The 24823-nt window shown below is 42.9% G+C and carries 26 protein-coding genes; 5 read left to right on the top strand and 21 right to left on the bottom strand.

Annotated elements, in window-relative coordinates; translation table 11 throughout:
* Window positions 1-119: 119 nt before the first annotated feature.
* Window positions 120-1085 carry a helix-turn-helix transcriptional regulator gene (locus FK220_RS11190; protein WP_152574416.1) on the bottom strand — a complete coding sequence of 322 codons (966 nt, stop codon included), beginning with the start codon at window positions 1083-1085 and terminating at the stop codon, window positions 120-122.
* A gap of 380 nt (window positions 1086-1465) precedes the next feature.
* On the opposite strand from FK220_RS11190, the gene FK220_RS11185 reads away from it, so the two are divergent.
* Window positions 1466-1684, top strand: a complete 219-nt coding sequence (locus tag FK220_RS11185; RefSeq protein WP_152574415.1) for a hypothetical protein — start codon at window positions 1466-1468, stop codon at window positions 1682-1684.
* A gap of 65 nt (window positions 1685-1749) precedes the next feature.
* Here FK220_RS11185 and FK220_RS11180 read toward each other — a convergent pair whose 3' ends face one another.
* Window positions 1750-2382: a class I SAM-dependent methyltransferase gene (locus FK220_RS11180; RefSeq protein ID WP_166204883.1), complete on the bottom strand. Its 633-nt coding sequence runs from the start codon at window positions 2380-2382 to the stop codon at window positions 1750-1752.
* A gap of 217 nt (window positions 2383-2599) precedes the next feature.
* Between FK220_RS11180 and FK220_RS11175 the strand changes: the two genes are divergently transcribed.
* On the top strand, window positions 2600-3205 hold the full coding sequence (locus FK220_RS11175; protein ID WP_152574413.1) for a hypothetical protein: 606 nt from the start codon (window positions 2600-2602) through the stop codon (window positions 3203-3205).
* Window position 3206: 1 nt separating this feature from the next.
* On the opposite strand, the gene FK220_RS11170 is transcribed toward FK220_RS11175, so the two are convergent.
* The 8 genes from FK220_RS11170 to FK220_RS11135 form a co-directional block, all read right to left on the bottom strand.
* Entirely contained in the window at window positions 3207-4136 is a 930-nt protein-coding gene (locus FK220_RS11170; protein ID WP_152574412.1) for an EamA family transporter, read from the bottom strand.
* A 1025-nt stretch (window positions 4137-5161) separates the two neighbouring features.
* Window positions 5162-5668 (bottom strand): DUF4251 domain-containing protein, encoded by a 507-nt coding sequence (locus FK220_RS11165; RefSeq protein ID WP_152574411.1) that lies wholly within the window; start codon window positions 5666-5668, stop codon window positions 5162-5164.
* Window positions 5669-5710: 42 nt separating this feature from the next.
* Entirely contained in the window at window positions 5711-7600 is a 1890-nt protein-coding gene (locus FK220_RS11160; protein ID WP_152574410.1) for a CocE/NonD family hydrolase, read from the bottom strand.
* A 135-nt stretch (window positions 7601-7735) separates the two neighbouring features.
* The gene (locus FK220_RS11155; protein ID WP_152574409.1) at window positions 7736-8530 is read right to left on the bottom strand and encodes a hypothetical protein; all 795 of its coding nucleotides are present in this window, start codon (window positions 8528-8530) and stop codon (window positions 7736-7738) included.
* 121 nt (window positions 8531-8651) lie between these two features.
* Window positions 8652-9326, bottom strand: coding sequence for a DUF2490 domain-containing protein (locus tag FK220_RS11150; protein WP_166204881.1), 675 nt, complete (start codon window positions 9324-9326; stop codon window positions 8652-8654).
* A gap of 5 nt (window positions 9327-9331) precedes the next feature.
* Entirely contained in the window at window positions 9332-9949 is a 618-nt protein-coding gene (locus FK220_RS11145) for a DUF4956 domain-containing protein (protein WP_152574407.1), read from the bottom strand.
* Window positions 9949-10719, bottom strand: coding sequence for a polyphosphate polymerase domain-containing protein (locus tag FK220_RS11140; RefSeq protein ID WP_152574406.1), 771 nt, complete (start codon window positions 10717-10719; stop codon window positions 9949-9951). The genes FK220_RS11145 and FK220_RS11140 overlap by 1 nt, the downstream gene beginning before the upstream one ends.
* A gap of 162 nt (window positions 10720-10881) precedes the next feature.
* Window positions 10882-12081 carry a T9SS type B sorting domain-containing protein gene (locus FK220_RS11135; protein WP_166204879.1) on the bottom strand — a complete coding sequence of 400 codons (1200 nt, stop codon included), beginning with the start codon at window positions 12079-12081 and terminating at the stop codon, window positions 10882-10884.
* A gap of 108 nt (window positions 12082-12189) precedes the next feature.
* Between FK220_RS11135 and FK220_RS11130 the strand changes: the two genes are divergently transcribed.
* Window positions 12190-12891 carry a GntR family transcriptional regulator gene (locus FK220_RS11130; RefSeq protein WP_238718992.1) on the top strand — a complete coding sequence of 234 codons (702 nt, stop codon included), beginning with the start codon at window positions 12190-12192 and terminating at the stop codon, window positions 12889-12891.
* Window positions 12892-12977: 86 nt separating this feature from the next.
* Here FK220_RS11130 and FK220_RS11125 read toward each other — a convergent pair whose 3' ends face one another.
* Window positions 12978-13571: a hypothetical protein gene (locus FK220_RS11125; RefSeq protein WP_152574404.1), complete on the bottom strand. Its 594-nt coding sequence runs from the start codon at window positions 13569-13571 to the stop codon at window positions 12978-12980.
* Window positions 13572-13576: 5 nt separating this feature from the next.
* Window positions 13577-14065, bottom strand: coding sequence for an RNA polymerase sigma factor (locus FK220_RS11120; protein ID WP_152574403.1), 489 nt, complete (start codon window positions 14063-14065; stop codon window positions 13577-13579).
* A 250-nt stretch (window positions 14066-14315) separates the two neighbouring features.
* Between FK220_RS11120 and FK220_RS11115 the strand changes: the two genes are divergently transcribed.
* The gene (locus tag FK220_RS11115) at window positions 14316-14462 is read left to right on the top strand and encodes a hypothetical protein (RefSeq protein ID WP_166204876.1); all 147 of its coding nucleotides are present in this window, start codon (window positions 14316-14318) and stop codon (window positions 14460-14462) included.
* A 146-nt stretch (window positions 14463-14608) separates the two neighbouring features.
* Here FK220_RS11115 and FK220_RS11110 read toward each other — a convergent pair whose 3' ends face one another.
* The 3 genes from FK220_RS11110 to FK220_RS11100 all read right to left on the bottom strand — a co-directional run bounded on the left by FK220_RS11110 (window position 14609) and on the right by FK220_RS11100 (window position 17384).
* Entirely contained in the window at window positions 14609-15415 is an 807-nt protein-coding gene (locus tag FK220_RS11110; RefSeq protein ID WP_152574402.1) for a polysaccharide deacetylase family protein, read from the bottom strand.
* 27 nt (window positions 15416-15442) lie between these two features.
* On the bottom strand, window positions 15443-16525 hold the full coding sequence (locus tag FK220_RS11105; RefSeq protein ID WP_152574401.1) for an amidohydrolase family protein: 1083 nt from the start codon (window positions 16523-16525) through the stop codon (window positions 15443-15445).
* Window positions 16526-16760: 235 nt separating this feature from the next.
* Window positions 16761-17384: a nucleotidyltransferase family protein gene (locus FK220_RS11100; RefSeq protein ID WP_152574400.1), complete on the bottom strand. Its 624-nt coding sequence runs from the start codon at window positions 17382-17384 to the stop codon at window positions 16761-16763.
* 147 nt (window positions 17385-17531) lie between these two features.
* On the opposite strand from FK220_RS11100, the gene FK220_RS11095 reads away from it, so the two are divergent.
* Entirely contained in the window at window positions 17532-18035 is a 504-nt protein-coding gene (locus FK220_RS11095; RefSeq protein ID WP_152574399.1) for a cupin domain-containing protein, read from the top strand.
* Window positions 18036-18092: 57 nt separating this feature from the next.
* Here the strand turns inward: FK220_RS11095 and FK220_RS11090 are convergent, their stop codons facing one another.
* The 6 genes from FK220_RS11090 to FK220_RS11065 all read right to left on the bottom strand — a co-directional run bounded on the left by FK220_RS11090 (window position 18093) and on the right by FK220_RS11065 (window position 24819).
* A complete protein-coding gene (locus FK220_RS11090) occupies window positions 18093-19100 on the bottom strand; it encodes an XdhC family protein (protein ID WP_152574398.1) in 1008 nt (335 codons plus the stop codon).
* On the bottom strand, window positions 19093-20229 hold the full coding sequence (locus FK220_RS20055; protein ID WP_152574397.1) for a vWA domain-containing protein: 1137 nt from the start codon (window positions 20227-20229) through the stop codon (window positions 19093-19095). The genes FK220_RS11090 and FK220_RS20055 overlap by 8 nt, the downstream gene beginning before the upstream one ends.
* A 116-nt stretch (window positions 20230-20345) precedes the next feature.
* Window positions 20346-21218 (bottom strand): AAA family ATPase, encoded by an 873-nt coding sequence (locus FK220_RS11080; RefSeq protein ID WP_152574396.1) that lies wholly within the window; start codon window positions 21216-21218, stop codon window positions 20346-20348.
* Between the two features lie 92 nt (window positions 21219-21310).
* Window positions 21311-21784: an SRPBCC family protein gene (locus FK220_RS11075; RefSeq protein ID WP_152574395.1), complete on the bottom strand. Its 474-nt coding sequence runs from the start codon at window positions 21782-21784 to the stop codon at window positions 21311-21313.
* A gap of 158 nt (window positions 21785-21942) precedes the next feature.
* A complete protein-coding gene (locus tag FK220_RS11070; protein ID WP_152574394.1) occupies window positions 21943-24309 on the bottom strand; it encodes an aerobic carbon-monoxide dehydrogenase large subunit in 2367 nt (788 codons plus the stop codon).
* Window positions 24310-24327: 18 nt separating this feature from the next.
* Window positions 24328-24819 (bottom strand): (2Fe-2S)-binding protein, encoded by a 492-nt coding sequence (locus FK220_RS11065; protein WP_152574393.1) that lies wholly within the window; start codon window positions 24817-24819, stop codon window positions 24328-24330.
* Window positions 24820-24823 lie beyond the last annotated feature (4 nt).

The raw sequence follows: 24823 nt of genomic DNA, 5'->3' as shown, positions 1-24823 counted from the left end.
ATAATTCCCTTGTACTTTAAACCACTACTAAGATAATACTTCCATATTACTAAAACACATTTATTGGCCGGATTATTGCTATTACCGTAAAATGAAGGAGTATTTATCGCATATGGCCCTCATGATTCAAATAGTTTGGATTCGGTTTTGGTAATCAGGTCCAATACCCTTTTCTTCAGACGCTGGGGCTCCAGAATTTTGGCATAGTCACCAAACATAATATACCACCTGGGAAATTCATTTTCAATATCCGAACTCATAAAGGTCATTTCTATCTGATCACCTTTCAATTGCTCCGAAACGAATCCATAACGTTCCCTTCCACTTTTGATATAACGGGCAATGGTTTTATCGACCAGGATACGCACTTTTGTCTTTTTGATGGGTGCGGTTTTATTTCGATACTCTTCGATGGTACCATGCTCCAGACTGAAAAGCTTCTTGGTGCGTTGCACCCGTAACATCCGGTCGGTACGGAAGTTTTGGTAGTCTTTTCGGAAATGGCAATAACCCAGAACATACCAAAAATGGTTTTCATTAAAAATCGCAACAGGCTCAATGGTTCTTTCCGTAGGCTTTTCTTCCCGAAGAGAGCCATATCGCAAGAAAACCTGTTTTTTTTCGACGATACTCTCAAAAAGTATTTCAAGGGCATCCGGACTATTTTCATTGAACAATTTTTGTGTTGGCTCGATAACGACCTGATTTTCCAGGGCCGTAATCCAGTCTTTTTCCTTGCCCCTTAAAACCGATTTTATCTTGAACATGGCAGATTCATAATGTGCGCCCAAGGACCTGTCGGTAAACTTCTGCATCAACTTTTCAGCAGCCAAAAAACTTCCTGCCTCTTCTCTTGTAAACATTACAGGTGGCAGACGATACCCTTCCATCACCGAATATCCTCGGCCAGCCTCACCTACGATGGGCACACCACAGCTTTCGAGCGTTCTGATATCCCGATAAATAGTTCGTAGGCTTACCTGAAAGCGGTCTGCCAATTCCTGCGCCCTGACCACCCGTTTGGATTGTAACTGAATCATGATGGCCACTATCCTATCAAATCGTTTTATAGTATCAACACCCATATCAATAATGTAAACCCCAAATATAAGGCTTCGGATATAAGCCTATTTTATTTTCTTCCCTATGGAATACATGTAAATCACCCATAGCAAACCAGAATTGTATTGCAAAGAAATGAGATGAGGATGACAGCAGTTTGTCAGCAGCTGTCTGTTTTAGTTGTACGGATACTATCATTAGAAAATATCAGTTAGGAAGGCAATCGGAGCAAAAAGAATTTTGATGCCTCAACAGTGTTATTGAATTGGGAAGTTTTGAAGAAAATCTAAAAAAGCTTGACCATAGTTTTATTACTGACAAACTGCTGTCACCGATGCTGGTTAGCTTTATGGCAATGAACTCCTAACGATACGGGTTAATCCCATTTTTAAAACAAACGAATATGAACAATGTATTGGTTTTTAAGACTTCGGTGACCAATTCGAGAGAAGTCCGGAAATTGGAACCCTTGTTGAATCAATTGATTCAGCCACATGGACGATGGAATTTTGATTTGGAAGATTGCGATCGTATCCTAAGGGTAGAGGCGAATGCCGAGATCAGCCAAGCTGTAACCGCGCTCATGAATGCTTATGACTACCAATGCCATGAATTGCATTGATGGGCTCTTACCAATTTGGTTGGACAGGATTGTAAGAGCGAAAGGAAAACAGATTCGGGAAAAAACTAGGCATCGGGTTTGGTAGCGACCACTACCCACATTTGTTTTTCGTCCTCATGATTCCAGGTGCCAAAATCGGTAACTTCCTTACCGACCAAAAACCCTGCATCACCTAGCTCTTGTTTTACATACTTTGGGGATAACGTATGCGCAAGTGCTTGTTCCTCTCTTCCTTTGCCCTTTTTATGGGCCTTTAACTTTTCTAGGATTAAAAGACGCCCACCAGGTTTAAGGGCCTTCTTTATCTTTTCCAATACTGTTGTATAATCTCTGATTTCATGGTAGGTATCGATAAGCATGACCACATCCAAAGAGGAAATCGGGAGCTTTGGGTCGTCCGGGTCGCCAAGAATAACATCCACGTTGGTCACGGCACGTTCCTTTAAATGCTCTTTTAAGTCGTCTAACCGATATAACGATACATCAACAGCGTATACTTTCCCTTTATCGCCTACCTTTTCAGAAAGATGGAAAGTAAAATAGCCTTCATGACAACCCAGGTCAGCTACTTTATTATTCTCGCCAACTTCGGCAAGAGCCATCAACCTGGGGACCTGCATCCAAGTATCCCTATCGTTCCAATCTTCACTGGTGTACTGGGCCTTACATGTGAAACCCACAAGTGAAAAAAATGCCATGTATCGGCACAATTTTATGAATCGCATTCCACTAAGTTAAGACCTGTAAGATTGGTTTTGCTTAAAATACTCTTAAACCTTTACAATTATATCATTTTTCATCCTTATGAATCTGGACGATGTTAAAGAGAATACCATTTATCGTCACGCGAATGCATTTCATTGGGTTTAAACACTTAAAAATGGAGAATTACCTATCTTGCCCTTTCAAGAAAAAATGATGATGATCAAAAGGATTACCCTGTTTATTTTATTGGCTACTTTAAAAATAAGCGCCCAACAGGGCCCTATTAAAGTAGAGACCCAGGAAATTTCGAATCGCTTGGCGTTTTACGCAGTCAATGAAACAGAGAAAGATTATGACGTGATGCTCACCATCAAAGGAACCAACTTTCGCCAGAGTAAGGCCAGACCAAGATATGTAAGGGTTCCGGGAGCTTCGAAGGTGCGCTTAAAGACCATTGTTTTGATGAGGGGAAAGAAACCCAGTTACACGTTTGATTTAAAAGTGAACGATAGCCTTTCAAAAAGGGCCTTGAGAATGGAATTTCAAAGGATTAAAATCAAACCCAAAAAGTCAATTACTTTGTACATTACCGAGCGATGTGTGGGGTGTGATAGCCTCCTACAACCCTTGGAACAAAGCAATTATCTATTCAAAGCCTTAAAATTAAGCGAGAATCCCGCTATCAAAGAACAGTTAAAAAGATCTTTCTCCCAACCCTTGGATTCCATAGAACAACCTATCATTAATCTAGGTGGACGTTTATTCACTACTATAGGGAACTACGACCGGCTTTTGGAAGAGCTCAACAAAGAATGATCTACTTAATCGTTTTGTCACCAAACTTTTCACGCGTAGCCCATTTTCGAGTGGTATTGATGAAATAGACTCCGGTTAACAACACTGCTGCGGCTATCATCGACCGCACAGTAATCTGTTCGTTCAAAAAATACCAGCCCAGTAATAAGGCGATTATGGGATTCACATAGGTCGAGGTTGCCACTTTTTCTGGGGAAACCACTTTTAGCAGGTAATTGAAAGAGGTAAATGCCAGTATACTTCCGAAAACAATCAACAAAAGCATAGAATATAACACGGGAGTACTCCATTCAGTCGGTGAAGTCCATTGCTCACCAAATAAGAAGCTTGCACAGAAGAGCAGCATGCCACCCGTAAGCATTTGATATCCTGTATTGACAAAGTAGTTGATGGGCAAATCGGCCCTTCCCACAAAGAGGCTGCCGTATCCCCAACTAACCATACAGGCGAATATCATAAGCATACCTATTATTGAACCCTCTTTTGAAACGACCTCTTTTTGACCCACCAAAAGATAGATGCCAATGATTCCAAGAACTACCCCTATAATCGACATGGTTTTTATTTTCTTTCCATCGACTACCCACATCAACAAAAGCACCACCAAAGGCTGGGCTGAAATTTCCAGCGCCGCAAACCCACTGTCCACATATTTTAGGGCCCATACGACTACACCATTGCCAAAGGTGAGGAACAAGAAACCCGCAATGACCGTATTGCGAAATTGTTTCTTTGTAATTCCAATATCGATGCCCATTACCTTGCACAATAAAAATATCAACATTCCGGCGACTACAAAGCGCATACCGGCCAACATGAACGGCGGTAGTTCGGTCACTGCGATCTTGTTGAGCAAGTAGGTGGAACCCCAAATCACGTAGATTGCAAAAAATGCAAGGATGATGAGAAGGGTATTCCGCGGTTGGCCCATATAATTGTGATATATATTCCTAGGTTTTTTTATTGCGTCTTCCTTGCAAATACTTTCTTCGTAAATATAGTTACTATTTCTTAGGCCCTTTCTAATTCTTGATGAAATCCCCTACCCTATTAGGGTAACCAAAACGAGCTTACTGAACGCATTTTTTGTTCTTGTTTTGCCAATACACAGCCGTAAATGAAAAATATTTACAGTTCATCCAACCCTCTTACTAACAGCATAAAACAGTTTAATGAGTTGAATATCAAATGAATATGATGTATTATTGCGAAAAGGAAGTATCTATTGAATGTTAAAATTGATATAAATAGTACCTTTTTATGCATAGTACTGTAACAAAATTAATCCTCCGTCGTCTATTAGTTGTAAGTCAATCAAAAAACAACAATACCATGAGAACTATACATCCACATTTAGTACGACCAAAAATATATTTTAGAATAGGATTTGGTTGGAATACAGACAGAAGTTACGAGCAACATATTAAAAAAAACGAAACCCTTAAAAACTAAAAAGATGAAAGCGTCAATCACAAAAACAGCAACAGAATCAAAATCCGGGCAGTATTTTTCCTCCTTTAGCAACAGTAAAAGAGCGCAATGGGCCCAGTTCAGGAACTTTAATCGCTAATCACGATTATCAATCTAACAAAAACATCAAAAAAACGAAAAAAATGAAAGCATCAATCAACAGAACAGCCACGGAGTCCAAAACGTTCAGCTATTTCTCTTCTTTTGGGAACAGTAAACGGGTACAATGGGCGCAGCACAGGAACTTTAACCGCTAATCACGGGTAGCCATCAATCATCATCAAAAAACGAAACAGTCATGAAAACGTTCATCAATCAATCACCCACGGAATCAAGAAGGTTCTCCTACTTCACTAATTTTAAGGAAAGTAAAAGAATCCGTTGGGCCGAATCAAGACACTACCTTCACTAGTAAGGGCCAAAGGCCGATTTCATAGGGGAATATCCTTTCAGTAGGATATTCCCCTTATTTTTTGGGTGGCATCCCTATTCAACAGATACCTGGGTCTTCTCCGATAGGGGTTTTATCTTTCCGTAATAAGAGATACTGGGTCTCGATAACGAGCGTACGGCAACATTCGTCCAACCAGACCCATTGATCATCATGATGACCGTATGTTGGCCAGTTTCGTCCTTAACGACGAACTTCAAGACCAATCGTTTTTTCTTCTCCTTGATTTTTAGGGAGTGACTTTGCCAAACTCCATCGATTTGAATCGATCTGGGACCGTTATAATCCGGAAAACGTTCGACCCCAAAATAGGGCAAACGCGCCTTTACGTGACCCTCATCAATGGCTAAATAATTATCTAAATTAGCCAGACTGAAGCTAGTGGACGTTCTTGGCGTAACAGTATTGGCCTCGAACAGAAAGCTTCCCGATTCTACAAGGTGTAGGGTTTGGGCAAATCGATGGCCCGATTTTTGACTTTTGGTCTGTGCATGGGTTGAAGACAATACTCCCAATAATACCATAAACAATAGCCTAATCATAGCCCTACATTTTAACCTTTTTGTATCAAAAATAGTACCAGGCTATTCCGCAATTAGCGGTAGCCTTATTTGTGAGGGAAATTTCGCTGAGTGATGAACCCTATTGCGGGCCACCACCGCCTCTTTCTCGTCGTAATTGTTTCCACCTGTATTCAGATTTCTTGCGAATCGTGGGAAATTACTGCTGCTTATTTCAACTCGTATGCGGTGTCCTTTTTCAAAATAATTACTGGTGGCCATGGGAGTGAGGTTTATTTCGTAAACCTTTCCCTTTTCCATGAAAACCTCTTTATCATATCCTTCCCGATAGCGTACCCTTTGAATCGTTTCATCTAAATTATAAGCGCTCCCATCGGGATATACATCGATAAGTTTAATCGTAAAATCGGTATCCCTGGCATCCGAGGAAACATAGAGCTTTGATTCGATAAATCCGCTAAGCTCCACTCCTTTTTTCAGAGGCTCCGTAGTATAAACCAAAATATCGTTTCGTGTTTCCATTACCTGTTGGTCAAAAGCACCACCTTCAACCGCATTACCGGTACAACAGACGTTGCCTCCGTAGGAAGGTACCGGATTCATTGGGTCATAAACAAACTCGTCGGGCGTACCGTTATTGCTTGGTTTTGAAGTAACCAACCCTCCGTCGCCGTACAAGCTGTTGGCTTTGCCCTTACTGGTCAAATAATACGTGGTCATTTTGGCTTTCTTGGGTGGCCATTCTTCCGCTGATTGCCATTTATTGCTACCCATAGTGTAGTACTGTATTCGAGGCGTTTTCTGTTTGAATTCGTTTTCTTCCCCCTTTAGCCACCAATCGAACCAAGCGAAGATTTGTTCTTCGTAATTCAATCGTGCGTCGCCCACACTTCGTTCCCCAATGATGGTGTTCTCCGTTGCCCGTGTATATGAACAATGCAATACAGGCGCAATTACAAAATATTGATTATCCCTTACCTCTTCATCCGTGGCATTTTTGCGGACATGGTTGAACAACGCGATATTCGGACTAATAGACACATCGTACCATGAGCCGAACCAAAAGCTAGGAACCCCGATATCCATATCATCATGATAGAGTCCGCCCTCATACCATGCGGAATCGTTGGGCTTTCGAACGACCATCTTATCGAAAATCTCCCTTTTGCCATGAATATTCTGTAGAATATCCTTCATCGGAAGATGGGTAAGGGCCTCTTTCATATCTACCCTTGGGTTTTCGGGAGCCAAATCGTAGAACCTTGAGATACGAATGAGATCTTCTTGGGAGGCCCCTGGGGGAATCCTAGGTTTGTACTTGTCGTGTTCTACCCCGTACAACCAGGCAAAGAACAGCATTTGTTCCGCACCTCCCCGGTACCAGTTGCCTTGTTCATAGTAGTCTCCGACCCTTCCTACCCCGGCGCCAAAAGATTGTGGCACCATTGCAGCATGCGCCGGATGGTCCAAGGCGGCAACGGCCATTTGCCATTCCGCCGTCGAAGAACAACCCAAAGTTCCAATTTTGCCATTAGACCAAGGCTGCTCTTTCATCCAGGAAAAGGCGTCATACCCGTCGGTCAAAGGAGTCCCTAGAATGTCCCATTCGCCTTCGGAATAATATCTGCCCCGTTCATTCTGCACCACATAGGCGTAGCCGTGCTTCACCATCTTCAAAGCAGTCTCCGCAGTTCTGGTACGCCGCTCCCCATCGTTCCAGGAATTAAAGTTATAAGGAGTCCTTGAAAAAATAATCGGTACCTTCTTATTCGTTTTAGGTCTATAAATATCCGTGGCAAGTCGAATACCATCGCGCATGGGCATCATAACCTTCTGATCGACTACGGCAACTTCTTCCAGCTGTGTAAAAACATCTTCCTGGGCCTTTAAAATATAAGGGGAGGTAAGGTAAATTAATAGCCATGCGCAGTTAAGGAAATACAATTTCTTCATAAGTTCCCGGGTTGTATGCATTTGTCGTATTACGTTTCTAAAGTACGAAAATCCCGTGGCAACCCAAGATGATTTTTGCATAACAAAAAACCCCATCCGATTAAGGATAGGGCCTTCTATTTTTTTGGATACTCGTTAGTCCTTTAACGAAAATTCTTCCTCTGTTCCATCGGGATAGATAAGTGTTGCCATATCATCGCAAGTACCATCACCAAAATCAACGGATACTTCCAGTCCGTTCTTGGCCAATACCAAAACACCTGTGCCCACATGTTCACAGCCGAAAGTAGTTTCTAACAAGGTGGTAATGTTTGCAAAATAAGTATTTCCGTTGGCCTCGATAGTCCAGTTACCGTCAAGGGTAAACTTACCCTCACTAAAATTCTCACCGAAGACAAGACCCAAGGTTTTCGCACCTTTTTCCTTGATTACCGAACCGTCGGCCATAATGATGGTCATATCACTGGTAACGTTATAAGTGATGTTTTCGGTATCCGTATTTGAGAATGTGAAGGTTCTCGTACCATTGATGCTAATGTCGCCGGCCATGAAATCGGTAAAGGTGACGCTTATAACGGTGCCGGCATCCCCCATTTCGTAAATTGCGGAGATTGTTCCGTTAAGATTCCCGTCTTCTTCCCCGCAATTAATAAAAGTAGCCGTGAAGCCTGTTTCGGTATAGGTTGCCTCATAGCAGTCTACCGTCTTAGCGGACTTGGCAGATGATTGACCGTTTTGAAAAATTTCGGTGACAACCTCGTCGGTAATCCCTGAAATTTCATCGGCCTCCAAAACCGTTTTGACCTCTGTTTTTGAGAGCTCGGCGGAGTCATTGATCGGATCATCCCCATCCTTGCTACAAGCAAAGACCATCAAAGAGACGGCAGATAATAGCAGTAACTGTTTTACGTTAAAAACGAAGCTTTTCATGTTTTACTAATTAAAGGTTTAGAGGGTAATAACGCCTATAGCCCCTCTTTTAGTGTGAGGCGGTGGGTATTTTAACAATTGGACAAATTGTGGGAGAAGGCAGTCGACCCTTACAGGATTTTTATTTAAGGGTATAACCGTATTGTAAACCTATTATGAATGCTGATTCCCTATCTTCATCTTCGGTACTGCTCTGAAATCTTAGAAAGGCACCGATGTGTCCGGCGTTTTTTATCTTGTATCTTGTTCGCAGGGTAATACGGTATTTATCGATTATTCCATCATCGGTTACGAGGCGATTGAAAAGTTCACCGGACAGGTCCGGATCCAACTTCCAGCCCCTTATATTATAAACAAAACCAGCCTTCAGTCGCAAGAACTGACGGGGGTCGTCATCGACACCGAGTTCGTTTTTATTTTGGTATCTGAAACGATATTTAAGTGTAAATCTGTCTATCTTGTGCCGATATCGCAAGTCGGTATGGTACCTAAGATGATTCTCGTATCCTTGAACACGACCCTGATTATCATTTTCAAAGATGTAGCGAATCCCAAACCGAATATTCAATCCCTTCACTATACGTCTGTTTACCTGAAACTGGCCAAAATATTCATCGATGGTGGCAGAGTCGTCTTTGAGCCGTAGCTGGCCCTCCAGGTCAAAATTCCAAGTTTTGCTAGGTTCATAACCTAATTCGACGGAAGACCATGTTAGAAAGTCCCTGTTTTGGGCCATGGTGATGCTGGTCCATAATAGTACGAGGACGAAGCCTACAAGTTGAAAAGGGAACTTCATGAAGGTCATTTATTTAAACGGGACTTTTCACTGTAATAATAGATAGTGAGCCGTGCAGTATCCCTTAGAAAATCGATATCACCAATCCGTATTCTGTTGATGGAGATTCCAGTTCTTTTTTCCAAATCGGCTTTCAATAGCTCATAATTGTCTGGATGAATGTTCTCTATTTTTTCATAGACAATTTCTTTGCTTACCTCATTTTTTAGCAACCAGAAGCGTTCCAGAATGGTTATTGCCCCCACTACAATCATATTCCCTATGATAATTTCAGCATAGCTCAACTTCTTGTTCGCCAGTGAATTGATGACCGAAACCCCAATGACAACGAACAAATAGGTCATTTCCTTGATTTCGATGGGATCGGTACGATACCGTATGATACCAAAAATGGCGAAGAGCCCTAGTGCCATGCCGATATCCAACTCATATTTTTTTAGCGTAAAACAGATAAAAAACACGATGATGCTTATCAGATAATACGTGAAGAGGTAGTCTTTTCGCTCTGTGGTTGGGTAATACAAATAGCGGATGATGATGGTCAAAAAGAATATGTTAATGGCAAAGCGAAACAACATCTTTAATAAATCGTCATCGTAGAAGGGGATTTCCAAGAACTCCATTAGGCAGCCAGTATTTTATTGATTTTAATGATTTTTTCCTTGAAGGCGTTGTACTTAAGGTCATCGTAAAGACTAGCCATGCCAATACAGTATTTACTGATTCGATAGGGGTTTATGGCATCCTGTTTCAGAATCTGAAACAGCTTACTGGCCCTATTGAAAACTGGTTGTTTAATTTCGGCAATGACCAATGGTCCCATGTCCAGTTCGTTTTCACCATCATCAAAAGAAAGATACATATCGAATGTGGCTCTTTCCCTGCTATGGTCATCGACCAATGTGATACGTTGGAAAGAATTCCGTAGCATAGGAACCAAGGGTATATTGAATCCTGTTTGTTGTGTTACAAAATTCTGGGAGTTCGTTGATAACCTGGTCTGGAAATCGTTTAATTGGTGTCGTTTTTTACTCGTGCGACCCTTATTACTTTTTTTCTTCACCTCCAGAAAATACTTTTTAGATTCGGTGTATTCACGGATGCGCACTTTTATTCTGTTGCCTTTTCCGTTATGATGATCCATATAGAACTTGCGATTGTTCGTATCAAAATATTGATTGTTGTAGTTCTGGGTTCTTAAACCATCAATTTCAAGTACTTTGTAGCGGTTCACGGCATTTTCCAAAATTGGGCAAAGCTGGCTTCCGTGAAACAGAAACTTTGTGTCAATTCGCTCCATCAAGGAAACCCCATTCATTTGACTCAAATGAATGGGCCTATATTCATTGATAACGGCATTCAATTCAAGGGGCCTTGCGGCGGCATCATCCATAGGGGATTATCTTAAGACTAAAGCAAATCTAATTATTAATTTACGATCTTATTGGTTTCGGATATAAAAGGTAACAAAACCGATTGCTCAATACGTTTGGGTGCGTTGCCCTGAACACTCCTTTAGGACTATCTGGTTTAATCGTACAAAAAAGGGAGAAAGCTATCGTTTGAGAAGAAAATGACCTTTTAGCTTGGGATAGTTTTCAACGCTCACAGCGTACCAGTAAGAGCCGGATGGAAGAGCGCGTCCGTTGAAGGTACCGTTCCAACCTTCGCCTGGCGCCAATTGTTTTAGCATCTTTCCGTAGCGGTCAAAAATGTAAACACTTTCCACGATCAGGTCTTCAACGGAATCGACAGACCAAACATCGTTGGTTCCGTCACTGTTGGGTGTGAAAAATCTGGGTATGGAATTTTCCAGGGCCGTGGTCGTAGGCTTGAAGGTATCAAAAAAAAGGGGGGTACAGCTTTCCGACTCCCGAAGCCCTTCACTAGTGCGTATTTGAACGTAAATTCGCGTTCCCTGGGGTAGGTCGTTCGGTAGTTCAAAAGTAGTGGAAAGACCCATATCCCGATTATCGACAATATCGGTACCGGCAGGTCGGGTTCCAACAGAAAGGATATAGGATTCGGCGCCAGGAACTTCTGCCCACGCCAAATTGGTATCGACCGGAACCTCGGTAGACCCGGATTCAGGTAAGATCAGTTCAGCACAATCCGGTGGTGGCAACCCATCGCCCGTGGTAAAGGTTATTGGTTGGCAACCAGGTGCTTCCCCAAATTCGTTGTAAGGTATTATCGTTACATAATAGCGGGTTCTCGGTTTAAATTCCGGAGGTTGTGCATTGGTGCCGTTTCCTACATCTACCTTGTCCCATATCAAAATACCATTTGGATCCCCCTCGTAGATAGTCATCAGATAGCCGTTGGCGTTAAAGTCCCGAATCCAGGTTATATTTGCCGAAACGGATACTAGGGCATCCCCATCTGTAGGATTGATAATTTCAGTACAGCTTGGCACCGTACGAGGAGCGGTCGTGAAGAAAATTTCAGCACACGTGTCATTCCTGTTGGTATCGTTGTACGGGATAATGGACACGTAAATATCACTCTGTGGAGGTAATTGTTGTGGAAACTCAAAGGAAACAACATTACCCAGGTCGCGTTCGTTAAAAATTTCTACCCCTCCCTGCGTTGTTCCGACATTAAGAAGATATCCCGTCGCCCCGCTGGCTTGGTTCCATTCAAACGTAGGGGTCAACGGAACATTGGTATCTCCATTTGCCGGAGAAAGGAGTTGTGTACAATCCAAAGCTTGTCCTAAAGCGAACTGTAAAGGCACCAAAAAAAGGAGCACCATTTTTTTCATTTTCACAGACTATAGCCCTTTAAGATACTAAATCTTCCCAGGTATTGATGTAAAATTGGTCGCTATTGAACGCTGATACTAAAAAACTGAACAAAAAAAATGAAATATATACCAAAAAAGACCGCCAATACGTTGTGTAAATCGTATACGATATACTATTTTAGCAAAATGATTACTAAAACCATCTTTAGGGATCAAGTACGGGAGTATTTGTTGCAGCAAATGCGGGAAGGCAATCTCAATGCGGGAGAATCGGTAAATTTAGCGGCCTTGGCTCGTAAATTGAATGTAAGTGTTACCCCTATTCGGGAGGCATTGACCCAATTGCAGCAATCACAGGTCATCGAGGCCATTCCAAATCGGGGATTTTTCATTAAGGAACTCAGTCATAACGAGGCTAAAAACCTATACGAGCTCGTAGCCCAGTTGGAAGTATTGGCCCTAGAGCAGTCGGTTTTCGACGAAGAGACTATTGCGGCACTTCGGTTACAGCAAAAATTGATACAAGAGGCGGAAGACCCTTTAGATCGAATCAACGCCTACATGGAATTTCACCACCTGTTGACCAAAAATTATCGGAACGCCGTAGCACAACAAATTTTGAGGGATTTAAAAACCCGTGTTTTCCTTTACGAGAAGGCCTTTATGTCCGACGAATCATTTTACTATAACTCGGACAACCAGCACGAGGCCATCATCTCGGCCATCGAGGACAACAACGTACCATCGGCCGCCTTGGTGCTTAAAATGAACTGGTATTTGGTACAGGACTTTATCGAGAAACAGTTGGTAGTTCTATAATCCGGTCAGGACCACTATGATACAATTGTCAGTCTGTATCGACCCATGAGCCAAAGATATTGTTTACTTCCTACGTTTCTCACCTCCTACTCCAACTCGTTCAAAATATCCTCGGCAGAGTTTGTAACACTTTTGTAACAACCATAGCCCCAACGTGTAAAGAAAAACAAGAACACGGCCATTATTGGAAGGTACCACCACCACACCTTGTAATCAACAAAGAGATCCTTCCCTTTTAAAATCATACTAAAAATGGGCAATGAGATAATCATAAACAGAAAACTGATATAGATATTCAGACGTTGAAGCAGCAATAATCGGTTCTTTTCCCTTGTAAACCGTATTAGAACATCCTTGTAATCACTGTTTGCCACATTCACGTTACGAATGGTATGCAAAGACCATAGTATCAGTACTGGAAGAATTACAAGTATCACGATACCTAAAGCACCACAAAGCTGTAAATACCAGGTATCCAATCGATCAAAATGAATCAGGATATAACCTGCCGCCAGTAAGCAAATGATGCTTCCGACAATTTCATATACCGCGATTTTATCAAACTTACGGGAATAGCGTTGTTGTGTCATTTCCACTATAATTTTATGGGTTAATTTTTTCTGTTTATCCAATTCCTGTCCTAGTTGGGCCCAAGTCGCCTGAAGTTCCTCTAGTTCCATAGCAGTTACTTTTGGTTAATCTGTTTTCTTAGTTTTTGTTTAATTCGGGATATTCGGGTTCCTACATTGCTTGGACTTAATCCGGAGATTTCTGCGATTTCATCATATTTTTTCCCCTCCAACAATAAAAGTACCAACCCTTTATCCAAAATGTTTAGCTTCCCTATGTGCTCATAAAGCAGTTTTAGACGTTCTTCAAATTCGGTATTGTACCGCTCGGTTTGTTGTAGGACCACTTTATCCATCGGAATGGAAATTCCCTTCCGTTTATGCTTTCGAAGGCGTGTCAGGGCCGTGTTCATTGCTACACGATAGAGCCAGGTACTCACCTTGGCTTCCCTGCGAAAGCTATCGAACGATTTCCAAAGTTGGTATACTATGTCTTGATACAGGTCTTTTTGGTCATCGGCATTATCGGTATATACCGTCGTAATCTTAAAAATAATCCCCTCGTTTTGTTGGATCAGCTTTACAAAGTCGTCTTCTGTAGGCATTATCGGGTTTGGTTCTGTTGTTGTAGGGGATAGACCACCTTTTTTTAAAAATATCTAGGGTACAAGATACCTTTTACAACCTTTTCACATTCATTAGTAGTCCTTACTTCCAAAAAATCACAAACTTTAAATGAAATTTGTTCAAGCACGGCCAGCAACCATTAATTTTGCTTAAGAATAATCGGTGTTACTTCACGTCCGGACGATACGTAGGTAACTGCACTAAAGGCCAATTCTTACATCTGAACATATGGGATACCTTTCGCCAGAAATCGAAGATTTTGCCAAAAAGAAAAAGACGAGGAGCGATTCATTGGTCAAAAAAGAAAGATCCTGTGGTATTTTTCAGGATTATGGGTTTGGGGAAGTGGTTTCTGGAAAAACAGACAAGGAATAGTGAAAGCATCTAGGGCGGCCCAATATGGTACGGATGGTTGTTAGGCCTATTATCAGAATTTAGGGATTGTTACCACAATTTCGTGCGTCTCGGTAGGGAATAAAACAATGCATTAAGATTCTGGTGAAGCAGGATATGAGAAAATCCTACTGATTTCTTTGCTCTTCTACATATTGCATCGCTTCGGAAAAGGTGGTTACCCAAAATGTATCTATGTTTTTTTTAAGGTATGCAAGCAACTCATCATGATCTTTTTTCAACACATTGAACCATTGCCCATTTATACCATGAAACATGAAAACGCCAAGCCCGTTCAGCTCCTTTGTTCTTTCAACATACCGAATAAGGGCTTTTCCACTCGTCGCTTTCTGTACTTCGTAGGAGGGAACTTCATAAAAATTCAGCTTTCCAAAATCGAATATGATACTCTCGGAATTTCCGCCCTTGCGAGCATAACGTACCAATTTGGATTCTTTGAGTGCCCTGACATAGGAACCACCGCCAACTTCCAAGTTACTACAAGGGTAAGCATAGGTACGTTCTACTCGGGCGCTATCCAATGTCTGCAAGAAATCGTTCATTAGCCGCACCTCGTTCAGCATCTGTTCTACCGTATAGTTCTCGGTGGTGACACGGGCGTCCCAGCCGAGGGCGGCGGGACACGGGTGCAGAACTGAGTGATTTCCCAGCTCATGGCCGTTTCGAGCCGCATCCATCCATCCTAAAATTTCGCTCCTTGACCGGGTAGGGTTCAGAAAAAAAGTGCCTTTTAACCCTACTGAGTCCAATGAGGGCAGCGCATGTTCCAATTGAGTGACCATCGCATCATCGTAGGTGAGGCAAATGGCTGCTTTGGCCCCGTTCGGCCATATGATATTGGAAGAAGCACCCTGCGAGTGACCAGTGGTTGTTATAAAAACAATACATAAGGCAAAAATGCGTAAATAATTCATAATCAATTATTTGATTAAAATTTTTAGCTATTCCTCTGGGAATAGACTCCTATCCAATCCTGGAATCAACTTCAACGCATTTTTGTAGTAGACCTTCCTTAAGACATCATCTGGAAGATCCAAGCCGTACATCGCCCAGAATGCGTGGTATTTTTTGTAGTATGGAAAGTATTCGTCATCGCTCTCCAAAACGCGGAAATAGGTAGGAAATTCTGCTGGGTTCCAGCTATCCTTCCCAAAAAGGATACGGTCCTGGTATTTAATAAAAAAGGCACGGGCCGTTTTAGGCTGTCGGCCAAGTTCGGCGATAATAGCGCCGATTCCGACGGACATGTTAGGCATCTCGTCCATCAATTCCGATAATTTACCGAGATTGTTGGCATACCAGCCCATATGGGCGTTGATAAATTTGGTCTTCGGATGTTTTTTGAACATTCGGTGCTGCTCATCGATAATTTGCTGCCAAGGAGCCGGATCGTCGTCCGAACGTTTTCTGCGTGGTCTGGTTTTTAACTCTAACCAGCGTTCATTCTTACTGTCCATCGGGTCCCAAAAAGATTTAGGGTCTGCGGCGTGGATAAGAACAGGTATCCCTAATTCCGCACATTTGGCCCATATCGGATCCAATCGGGGGTCGTCGATTGCCAGTCGGTTGCCATTGGTGTCTTTATAACGAAGCCCCAGGCTCTTGTAGATTTTAAGGCCTTTGGCGCCTGCTTTGACATCTTCCTCCAGTTGTTGCGCAGCCTTGGCGCCCCAATCCGTTTTCCCCACCCCATCGAAATCAACATTGGCAAAGACGGCAAAACGATTGGGATAGTTTGCATTGATGCTTTCTACCATACTTTTAAGTCCATTTCCCGAACCTCCACTCAAGTTGACCATGACCGCCTCGTTGATACGATCCATATCAGCCACCATTTCCTTGAGGGTCGACGCAGACATATCACGCTGATGGCTGTGTACATCAATGAAAGGAAACTTGGCCCTAGGTACTTCCTCACCCTCGACGACCAAGGTCGAAGTCGGGTTGTATTCCTCAAAACTCATATCTTGAGCGCTTAGGGCGGTTGATATAAGCGTTAAAAAAAGGGAATATGTGATTTTCATAATTGTCTTTGGTTTAGATTATCAGGTCATTCATTCCGTATTGGTTTCGATACTTTATTTGGTCATTTGTTAGGCACTGTTGACAAACATCCCCAAATGTAATAGGGTGCTACCAACGGTAACCTGATGCACTTTTTTAGGTGCTACCCCGCTAGCCTCTTGAAACCACTTATAACTTCATGTAAGCCCATTCTTAGTAGTTTTGATGAATACCTTACCATACTGAAACCACTTCCTATTGCTTATTGTCATCACCGGCTTCTTTCCACAATCGCTCATACACATCCCTCGTATCCACATCCACAGCCTTTCCCTTCGGGTCGACTACAAACATATCATTTTTATGGCGTTGGATGATTTCCTTCGCACCAAAATCTTTGTTAAGAGCCTTCAATCGCTCAAAATATCTCGAGTGAAATACAGCGGGCACTCCTACCCGTTGTCCGTAAGAAGTCACAACAATACCTTTTTCCCGGGTTTCAAAAGCGGTGATAAGTTCGTTTAAGTAGTCCTTATCGACCAAGGGTTGATCCGCCAACATTATTAAAACCCCTTTGAACGATTGTTGGCTTGCCAATAGTTGTTGAATTCCATAGGATAGGGAACTTCCGAGTCCTTCTTCCCAATCTGGATTTGTTACGGTATCCACAAAATGCGGTCCCAAGTTTTTCTTAATAACCTGGGCATTTGCACCCAAAACTACAAGTATTTGCTTCAAACCGGTACCATGAGCCTGTTTGATGGCATGCCGTAGCAAATTGTCCTGGCCCCAGGGCAATAGCTGTTTCGGTCGTCCCATGCGTGTCGAGGCACCGGCAGCGAGGATGACAAGGGCTATATTGGATTTGGTACCGGTCATTACTGTAAAAATAGAATTTCTTTGAACAAAGCGAAACGGGTCCTATATTCAAATTAAAACCATTCGATTTTGAAATCACGGCCGCAATTTTTTTCCATTGAAGCTTTCAATTTTTAAAATACTATTTTTAGTTTTTAATCCGAATCCATGGAACAGGTAAAAAAAATTATCCAAACCCTCAACCTCCAACCGCACCCTGAAGGTGGGTATTTTCGCGAAACCTACCGCAGCAAGGGCACGATTTCCGAAAACAATTTGGGTACAGGCTATAAAGGCAGTAGAAACTATTGTACCTGTATTTACTTTTTGCTGACTTCCGAAATATTTTCGGCATTTCATCGGATTGCACAGGATGAAATCTGGCATTTTTATGAAGGTGCACCGATTCAGTTGCATACGTTATCACCAGATGGAAAACATATCGAATATGTGATAGGGAAGGATCTTACTAAAGGGCAAGTACCTCAATTGGTGGTGCCGGGCGGTCATTGGTTCGCTGCCAGGATCTTGGAACCCGAGGCATATGCCCTGGTAGGTTGCACGGTTTCCCCGGGCTTTAGCTTCGATGATTTTGTGTTGCCAGCCCGTGAACGGTTAATAGGGCAGTTTCCTGAACATCGCGAATTAATCATGGCTTTTACCAGAAAATAAAAAACCTTCACAAATCGCTTCTTGATTTATGGAGGAACGCCTCATTTAAACCAAGGGTTACTTCATATAGGCCTCCGGGTCTTTCTCAAAACTTACCTTACACCCATCACAGCAGAAATAGACTTTCTCCCCTTTGTATTCCAACACATGTTTCGGATTACTTTTAGAAACGGGTACCTGACATACTGGGTTAATGTAATATTCCTCGGCAAATTTATCCGCGGCAGAGGATTCGGGCGGCTCTGAAGCCGATTTAAGGGTTTCCTGTTTGGGATCGCTGCTAAGTACATTCCGGTTGCGAAAATGGCCGATGACCTCCGCTAAAATACTGATGGCCACCTCACTGGCGAGTTTGGCGTTGATATCCAAACCGACCGGACTCCGTAATTCGGCAATACGTTTTTCAGGGATTCCTTCCGATTTTAAATAGGCTTTGATATCCTTGGCCTTTTTCTTGCTTGCAACAAAGCCAACATATGCTACGGCAGTATCCAAGGCCTTTTTGACCGAAAGGTCATCGTCTTCGCCTTGGGTAGTAACGATGATATAAGTATTGTTCAGGTTTTCAAACGAAGTAAAGTCTACTTGATCTGACATTGCATGTGCAGAGGGAAACATTTGTGCATCAATGGCACTGGCCAATACCGTGACCCGAAAGTCTGCGGCGACTGCCAATTGAGACAATTTGCGTGCGATATTGCTCTTGCCGACAATAATCAATTCAGGCTGTGGGATGACTGGTTCAATCATAACTTCCAAGGTTCCTTTGCTTTGACATGACATGACATATTCTTTATAGTTGGCCGTTTCCAGTGTGCCTCCCTCAGGAGATATACGGACCCTCCGATACCGTTTTGTTCGTATTACCTCGATGGCTTCCTTAATAACGATACCCCGTACACAGCCACCGCCTACCCAGCCGATCATTTCCCCAGTTTCCAGGATAAGGGCCTTATCCCCTACCTTGCCAGAACTGGGTGCGATTCGGTCGATTACTTGGGCTATGGCGAAGTCGGAACCCTGAGCCAGGTGTTTTTCTATATGTAGGGCCAATTCATTAAACATCCATCAACAATTTTTCCAATTTCAATAAACTATCCAAGTTGTGGGCCGATTCAAAGGCATCCAAATGGGGCATTACGTTGACCATGCCCTTTTGTATAGGTTGGTAACCCGCCATGCCTTTCAACGGATTCAACCATATCAAGGTTTTACATTTTCTTCGTATCGTTCGCACCGCTTCCTTTAGAATGGTTACGTTTCCGGTTTCGAGTCCGTCGCTCAAAATCACTACAATATGTTTTTGGCTCAAAAACTTGCTCCCATATACAGCGAGAAATTCCGTCAAGGACGCCCCTATCTTCGTGCCACTTGACCAGGAGTGTACATTCTTGCCAATCTGCCTTAAGATTTCCTGTTCATTGTTTTGCCGTAACATCGGGGTCACATGGGTTAGCTCTGTACTAAAGGTAAAAAACTCCAAACTCTTAAAATACTTCTTTAACACCATGACATACCGTAACAAATAATAGCTGTACGTATCCATAGAGCCGCTCACATCGAGAATAAAAACAACTTTGCGCTTTTCTTTACGTTTGCGTTTATACGCGAGATGCAACAACATGCCGCCTTTGGAAATTCCTTGACGAATGGTATTTCGCACATCGATACTACCTTGGTTGGCGTTTTCCAATCTACGTTTAAAACGCATGCTCATTTGGTGAAAGAGTTCCTCGGCCAATTCTTCCAACTTCTCTTTGTCGGTAACATTCACTTTGGAAAAATCGGTAAACCGCAAACGGATACTTTCATTGGCACCCACAGTTTCCTTGGCCTCCTGTTCCTTAACTTCTTTCTTCGGGAGCTTGAATTCCGTTCCCAAAAAAATAACCGTTGCTGTATCTTTTTCCTTTTTAAGCTGTTTAATTTGCTTTTTGCGTTGTTCCAACTTCTCCTCGTAATAGCGACTCCAAAAACGATCGAACATTTCGTCAAAACGATCAAAATGCTCTTTGCGCTTGCAATAGATGGCCTTTAAACTATACTGAAAGAGTTTACGATCCAACACCCAACCACGTTCCGCTACCTCAAAAGCATCCCGTGTTTCTTGCGGACCGAGCACAAACTGTCGCTCCCGACAATACATGGTAAAGTCGATAAGACGTTCTTTGAAAGTTTTGGTAATCGCTTGCACTTCTGGACTGTTGGATTAAGGAATAATTAGATACTTGGATTCTTTGAATTTCTTACGTTAAGCCTGTTCTTTACAGAGCCTGTCTTGAGCGCAGTCTAAAGGCGAAAAGTAACATCTCAGCTAATTGGAACCAAAAACTCCCGAACCGATCTGCTGCGTACAAACTCGACATCGTCTTTATGCTTTAGGACACTACCGATGGTATTTTGTACAATCTCGTCGGTAATATTCTTTTGGTTCATTAGCAAAAGGGTTTTGGCCCAATCCAGCGATTCAGCTATCCCCGGAGGTTTGTGCAGACTTGATTTCCGAAGATTATGGATAAAAGTCACGACCTGGGTCGCCAATTCCTCATCTATCGTTGGTAGCTTTTTGGCTATGATATCAATTTCCTTGGTTTTGGAAGGGAAGTCTACCCAATGATACAAACATCTTCTTCGCAAGGCATCACTTAGTTCTCTTGTCCTATTGGACGTGAGAATTACCAAGGGTTTTGAGGTTGCCTGTATCGTGCCCAATTCAGGGATACTGATTTGAAAATCGGAAAGCAACTCCAACAAATAGGCTTCAAACTCCTCATCCGCTCGATCAATTTCATCAATTAGGAGTACTACAGGCTTTTCTGAACTAATGGACTGCAACAACGGTCTTTGCAGCACATAATCCATTCCGAAAATCTGATTTTGGAGGGTCATTTTATCCTCTTCCTGTTCGAAAAGTTTGATATGGAGCAACTGTTTTTGATAGTTCCATTCGTAGATGGTAGTACTTACATCCAACCCTTCGTAGCATTGTAAACGAATCAAATTAGTTCCCAGATGAGCTGCCAAGGTTTTGGCTAACATCGTCTTTCCTACTCCCGGATTCCCTTCCAATAGCAAAGGCTTTTCCAAATTCTTCAATAGAAAGATAGAAGTCGCCAACGCTTCATTTAAAATGTAATCATGCTCATAAAAGTCTTTTATCAGCGCATCAATTTCTTTGTTCAAAAGCAAAAATTTAGATTGAAAATTGGAATCGCTTATTATAAAAGCTATGCTCGGGGGAGCATAGCTTCCGATTACATATCATAAGCGACTGTCTACACCGCTGCCGCTTCCGCTGCGGCCAATTTTTTGGAAAAGTTTGAAACAAACTGTTTAAACAACTGGTTGGATACCGTTGTAATCAATCGAGATCCAAACTGTGCTATTTTTCCGTTTATGGTAACATCCATGATAGCGTCCAGCTTGACTCCTCCCTCCTCTTTTTCAGTAAGATCAATGGTCATCATCATCTCCGCATTTCCATTTCCTTTGGAGTCCACTCCATCACCGGTAATTATGATCTTGCGATTATCCTCGTCGATTTCTTTATAGAAAATATCGGCGTCGTATTTCACGCCCATCGGGCCAAACTTCATGCCGACTTTACCTTTATAGTGATTGTCACCCACTTTTTCCTCAACCGATACGCCAGGCACACAGTCCATTATTTTCTCCGGGTCGATCAAATGCTCCCAGACGAGTTCCGTGCCCTGTGGCACCTCAAACGATTTATCTAATTGTGTTTTCATATTTATTTTTTTTGTTCCCGCTAATGCGGGAATCTGTTTTTATTTTGTTCTGAGTTTTCTATATGATTGCGCTTCAAATTGTGTTAAGCGGTTCAAACCGAAACTTGGGTTTCAAACCTTTGGTTTGATTCACCTCTCCTTATCGTTTAGTCTCTTTTCTAAGCTTTCGCCTTGGCCTCCTGAATCGCCTCCCAAACTTTAGCCGGGGTGATAGGAATATCCAAGTGCTTGATTCCTAAAGGATACAAGGCATCTATAATAGCATTCGCAATAGCGGGTGGGGCACCTACCGTTGGCGATTCAGCGACACCTTTTGCTCCTAACGGATGATGTGGTGATGGCGTAATCGTATGACCGGTTTCCCAGTGAGGGGATTCTACCGCGGTCGGTACCAAATAATCCATTAATGTTCCGTTGAGCACATTTCCTTCGTCATCGTATTCGATACCTTCATACATGGCAGGAGCAATTCCCTGTGTCAATCCTCCGTGTACCTGTCCTTCCACAATCATCGGATTGATGATATTTCCGCAATCGTCAATGGCTACGAAACGCTTGACATCAATAGCACCCGTTTCCTCATCCACCTCGACCACACAGATGTAGGCACCGTTCGGGAAGGTCAAATTTGGCGGATCATAATAGTGCGTAGCTTCAAATCCCGGTTCCATACCTGGAGGAAAATTGGTGTAAGCGGCAAAGGCCACGTCTTGAATGGTTTTCGATTTCTCAGGAGCTCCTTTTACGAAGTATTTCCCTACTTCCCATTCGATATCCTCTTCACTGACTTCCAGCAAATGAGCCGCGATTTTCTTTCCTTTGTCCTTTAACTTACGCGCTGCAATAGCCGCAGCGGCACCGGCTGTAGGAGTACTTCTACTGGCGTAGGTTCCCAGTCCGTAGGGAGCGGTATCGGTATCTCCTTCCTCAATTTCAATATCCGTATAGGGAATTCCCAGCTCTTCCGCTAAAATCTGTGCATAGGTCGTTTCATGACCTTGTCCTTGCGACTTCGTACCAAAACGCGCCATTGCCTTTCCTGTCGGATGTACTCGTATTTCAGCACTATCGAACATCGCAATACCCAAAATATCAAAGTCTTTGGATGGACCTGCTCCAACAACTTCGGTAAAAGTACATAGTCCGATTCCCATCAATTTTCCTTGGGCACGCTTTTCCGCTTGCTCTTTTTTATAGTCATCATAACCGACCATTTCCATCGCCTTTTTTAAGGTAGCATCATAGTCTCCACTATCATAGCTCCAGCCCAAGGGGGAAGCATAGGGAAACTGATCTTTTTTGATAAAGTTCTTAAATCGGATCTCGGCCGGATCCATTTGTAGCTCCGCTGCCAGCTTATCTACCATTCGTTCGATGGCATGAACGGCTTCCGTAACGCGGAAAGAGCAACGATACGCAACTCCTCCTGGCGCTTTATTGGTGTATACGGCATCCAACTCCGCGAAAGCGTGTTCATAATCATAGGATCCCGTACAAATCGAGAACATACCCGTAGGATATTTAGAAGGATTTGCCGAAGAATCGGTATACCCATGATCCGCCAAGGTAGAAACCTTAAAAGCTTGGATTTTCCCATCTTTCGTAGCTGCGAGTTCGCAATCCATATGATAATCCCGTGCAAAACCGTTGACCAGATTTTCGGAGCGATCTTCAATCCATTTCACTGGTTTCCCGATTAGGAAGGAAGCTGCTATAGCAACTACATATCCAGGATACACGGGAACTTTACCTCCAAACCCACCCCCAATATCCGGGGCGATTATTCGAATCTTTTCTTCGGATAGTCCAACATGGCCAGCGACCAAGGCCAAAATCGTACGGATGGCATGAGGTGCTTGGGAAGTCAAATAAATCAGCATTTTTTCCGTATCCTTATCATAGGATGCCACGACCCCACAGGTTTCTATGGATGCTACGTGAATTCGGGGCAGATGGATACGTTCTTTTACCACTACGTCGGCAGCGGCGATGGCTGCTTCCGTCTTGGCTTTATCACCTCTTTCCCAATGGTAAATGTGATTGTCTTTTTGGCCCTCCTTATCGGGTCGTAACAGCGGTGCATCATCATCCAAAGCCTTGAAGGGGTCTACAATGGCCTGCATGGGTTCATATTGAACATCAACCGCTTCGGCACCGTCAACCGCTATATATCGATCCGTAGCAATAACGGCGCATACCTCCTGTGATTGATGCATGACCGTATCGGTCGGCAATACCATTTGGGTATCGGAAAGCAAGGTGGGCATCCAGTGCAAATTGTACTGCGCTAAATCCTCACCTGTAATGACGGCCAATACGCCATCAATGGCCAATGCTTTTTCTTTGTTGATACTTTTTATCTTGGCATAGGCATAAGGACTACGCACCATAACCATACTCAACATGCCCGGTAATTTTACGTCGTCGGTATAGTTCCCTTTACCGTGCAAAAATCGTGCATCTTCCTTTCGTTTTACAGAGTGACCCATTCCGCCAACCTCCGGTGATGTTTTACATGAGAACATAAGTTTATATTTAAGAGGTTAGACTGTAGCTTCTTTTTCCTTTGCCATTTCTTTAGCTGCCTGTTGCACCGATTTCACAATATTATTATAACCTGTACAGCGGCATAGATTCCCTGAAATCCCCCATCGAATCTCTTCCTCCGTCGGATTGGGATTGGTCTCCAACAAATCAATGGCACGCATGATCATTCCAGGTGTGCAGAATCCACAATGCAATCCGTGTTGGTCATGAAATGCCTGTTGCAGCGGATGGTTCGTACCATCGGCGGCAATACCTTCGATCGTAGTTATGTTAGCTCCGTCTGCACGGACCGCCAGATAAGTACAGGATTTTACCGATTTGCCATCGATTAAAATAGTGCAAGCTCCACAGCTTGATGTATCACAACCGATGTGGGTTCCTGTCATATCAAGATTTTCCCTAATAAAGTGTACAAGGAGCAAGCGCGAATCTACTTCGGCGGTAACGCTTTCTCCGTTAATTGTCATTGTGACTGTATGTTTTGCCATAATT

Origin of the sequence: Pelagihabitans pacificus (assembly GCF_009371985.2) — a bacterium.
GTDB classification, from domain to species: domain Bacteria; phylum Bacteroidota; class Bacteroidia; order Flavobacteriales; family Flavobacteriaceae; genus Pelagihabitans; species Pelagihabitans pacificus.
The sequence above is the reverse complement of the archived record's forward strand: the minus strand, read 5'-3'. Positions and strand labels throughout refer to the sequence as shown.

What these genes read in the sequence shown, in the direction of transcription:
- FK220_RS11190 (WP_152574416.1), bottom strand. Translation starts at nt 1,085, where the DNA reads ATGGGTGTTGATACTATAAAACGATTTGATAGGATAGTGGCCATCATG.
- FK220_RS11185 (WP_152574415.1), top strand. Translation starts at nt 1,466, where the DNA reads ATGAACAATGTATTGGTTTTTAAGACTTCGGTGACCAATTCGAGAGAA.
- FK220_RS11180 (WP_166204883.1), bottom strand. Translation starts at nt 2,382, where the DNA reads ATGGCATTTTTTTCACTTGTGGGTTTCACATGTAAGGCCCAGTACACC.
- FK220_RS11175 (WP_152574413.1), top strand. Translation starts at nt 2,600, where the DNA reads ATGATGATGATCAAAAGGATTACCCTGTTTATTTTATTGGCTACTTTA.
- FK220_RS11170 (WP_152574412.1), bottom strand. Translation starts at nt 4,136, where the DNA reads ATGGGCCAACCGCGGAATACCCTTCTCATCATCCTTGCATTTTTTGCA.
- FK220_RS11165 (WP_152574411.1), bottom strand. Translation starts at nt 5,668, where the DNA reads ATGATTAGGCTATTGTTTATGGTATTATTGGGAGTATTGTCTTCAACC.
- FK220_RS11160 (WP_152574410.1), bottom strand. Translation starts at nt 7,600, where the DNA reads ATGAAGAAATTGTATTTCCTTAACTGCGCATGGCTATTAATTTACCTT.
- FK220_RS11155 (WP_152574409.1), bottom strand. Translation starts at nt 8,530, where the DNA reads ATGAAAAGCTTCGTTTTTAACGTAAAACAGTTACTGCTATTATCTGCC.
- FK220_RS11150 (WP_166204881.1), bottom strand. Translation starts at nt 9,326, where the DNA reads ATGAAGTTCCCTTTTCAACTTGTAGGCTTCGTCCTCGTACTATTATGG.
- FK220_RS11145 (WP_152574407.1), bottom strand. Translation starts at nt 9,949, where the DNA reads ATGGAGTTCTTGGAAATCCCCTTCTACGATGACGATTTATTAAAGATG.
- FK220_RS11140 (WP_152574406.1), bottom strand. Translation starts at nt 10,719, where the DNA reads ATGGATGATGCCGCCGCAAGGCCCCTTGAATTGAATGCCGTTATCAAT.
- FK220_RS11135 (WP_166204879.1), bottom strand. Translation starts at nt 12,081, where the DNA reads ATGGTGCTCCTTTTTTTGGTGCCTTTACAGTTCGCTTTAGGACAAGCT.
- FK220_RS11130 (WP_238718992.1), top strand. Translation starts at nt 12,190, where the DNA reads ATGAAATATATACCAAAAAAGACCGCCAATACGTTGTGTAAATCGTAT.
- FK220_RS11125 (WP_152574404.1), bottom strand. Translation starts at nt 13,571, where the DNA reads ATGGAACTAGAGGAACTTCAGGCGACTTGGGCCCAACTAGGACAGGAA.
- FK220_RS11120 (WP_152574403.1), bottom strand. Translation starts at nt 14,065, where the DNA reads ATGCCTACAGAAGACGACTTTGTAAAGCTGATCCAACAAAACGAGGGG.
- FK220_RS11115 (WP_166204876.1), top strand. Translation starts at nt 14,316, where the DNA reads ATGGGATACCTTTCGCCAGAAATCGAAGATTTTGCCAAAAAGAAAAAG.
- FK220_RS11110 (WP_152574402.1), bottom strand. Translation starts at nt 15,415, where the DNA reads ATGAATTATTTACGCATTTTTGCCTTATGTATTGTTTTTATAACAACC.
- FK220_RS11105 (WP_152574401.1), bottom strand. Translation starts at nt 16,525, where the DNA reads ATGAAAATCACATATTCCCTTTTTTTAACGCTTATATCAACCGCCCTA.
- FK220_RS11100 (WP_152574400.1), bottom strand. Translation starts at nt 17,384, where the DNA reads ATGACCGGTACCAAATCCAATATAGCCCTTGTCATCCTCGCTGCCGGT.
- FK220_RS11095 (WP_152574399.1), top strand. Translation starts at nt 17,532, where the DNA reads ATGGAACAGGTAAAAAAAATTATCCAAACCCTCAACCTCCAACCGCAC.
- FK220_RS11090 (WP_152574398.1), bottom strand. Translation starts at nt 19,100, where the DNA reads ATGTTTAATGAATTGGCCCTACATATAGAAAAACACCTGGCTCAGGGT.
- FK220_RS11075 (WP_152574395.1), bottom strand. Translation starts at nt 21,784, where the DNA reads ATGAAAACACAATTAGATAAATCGTTTGAGGTGCCACAGGGCACGGAA.
- FK220_RS11070 (WP_152574394.1), bottom strand. Translation starts at nt 24,309, where the DNA reads ATGTTCTCATGTAAAACATCACCGGAGGTTGGCGGAATGGGTCACTCT.
- FK220_RS11065 (WP_152574393.1), bottom strand. Translation starts at nt 24,819, where the DNA reads ATGGCAAAACATACAGTCACAATGACAATTAACGGAGAAAGCGTTACC.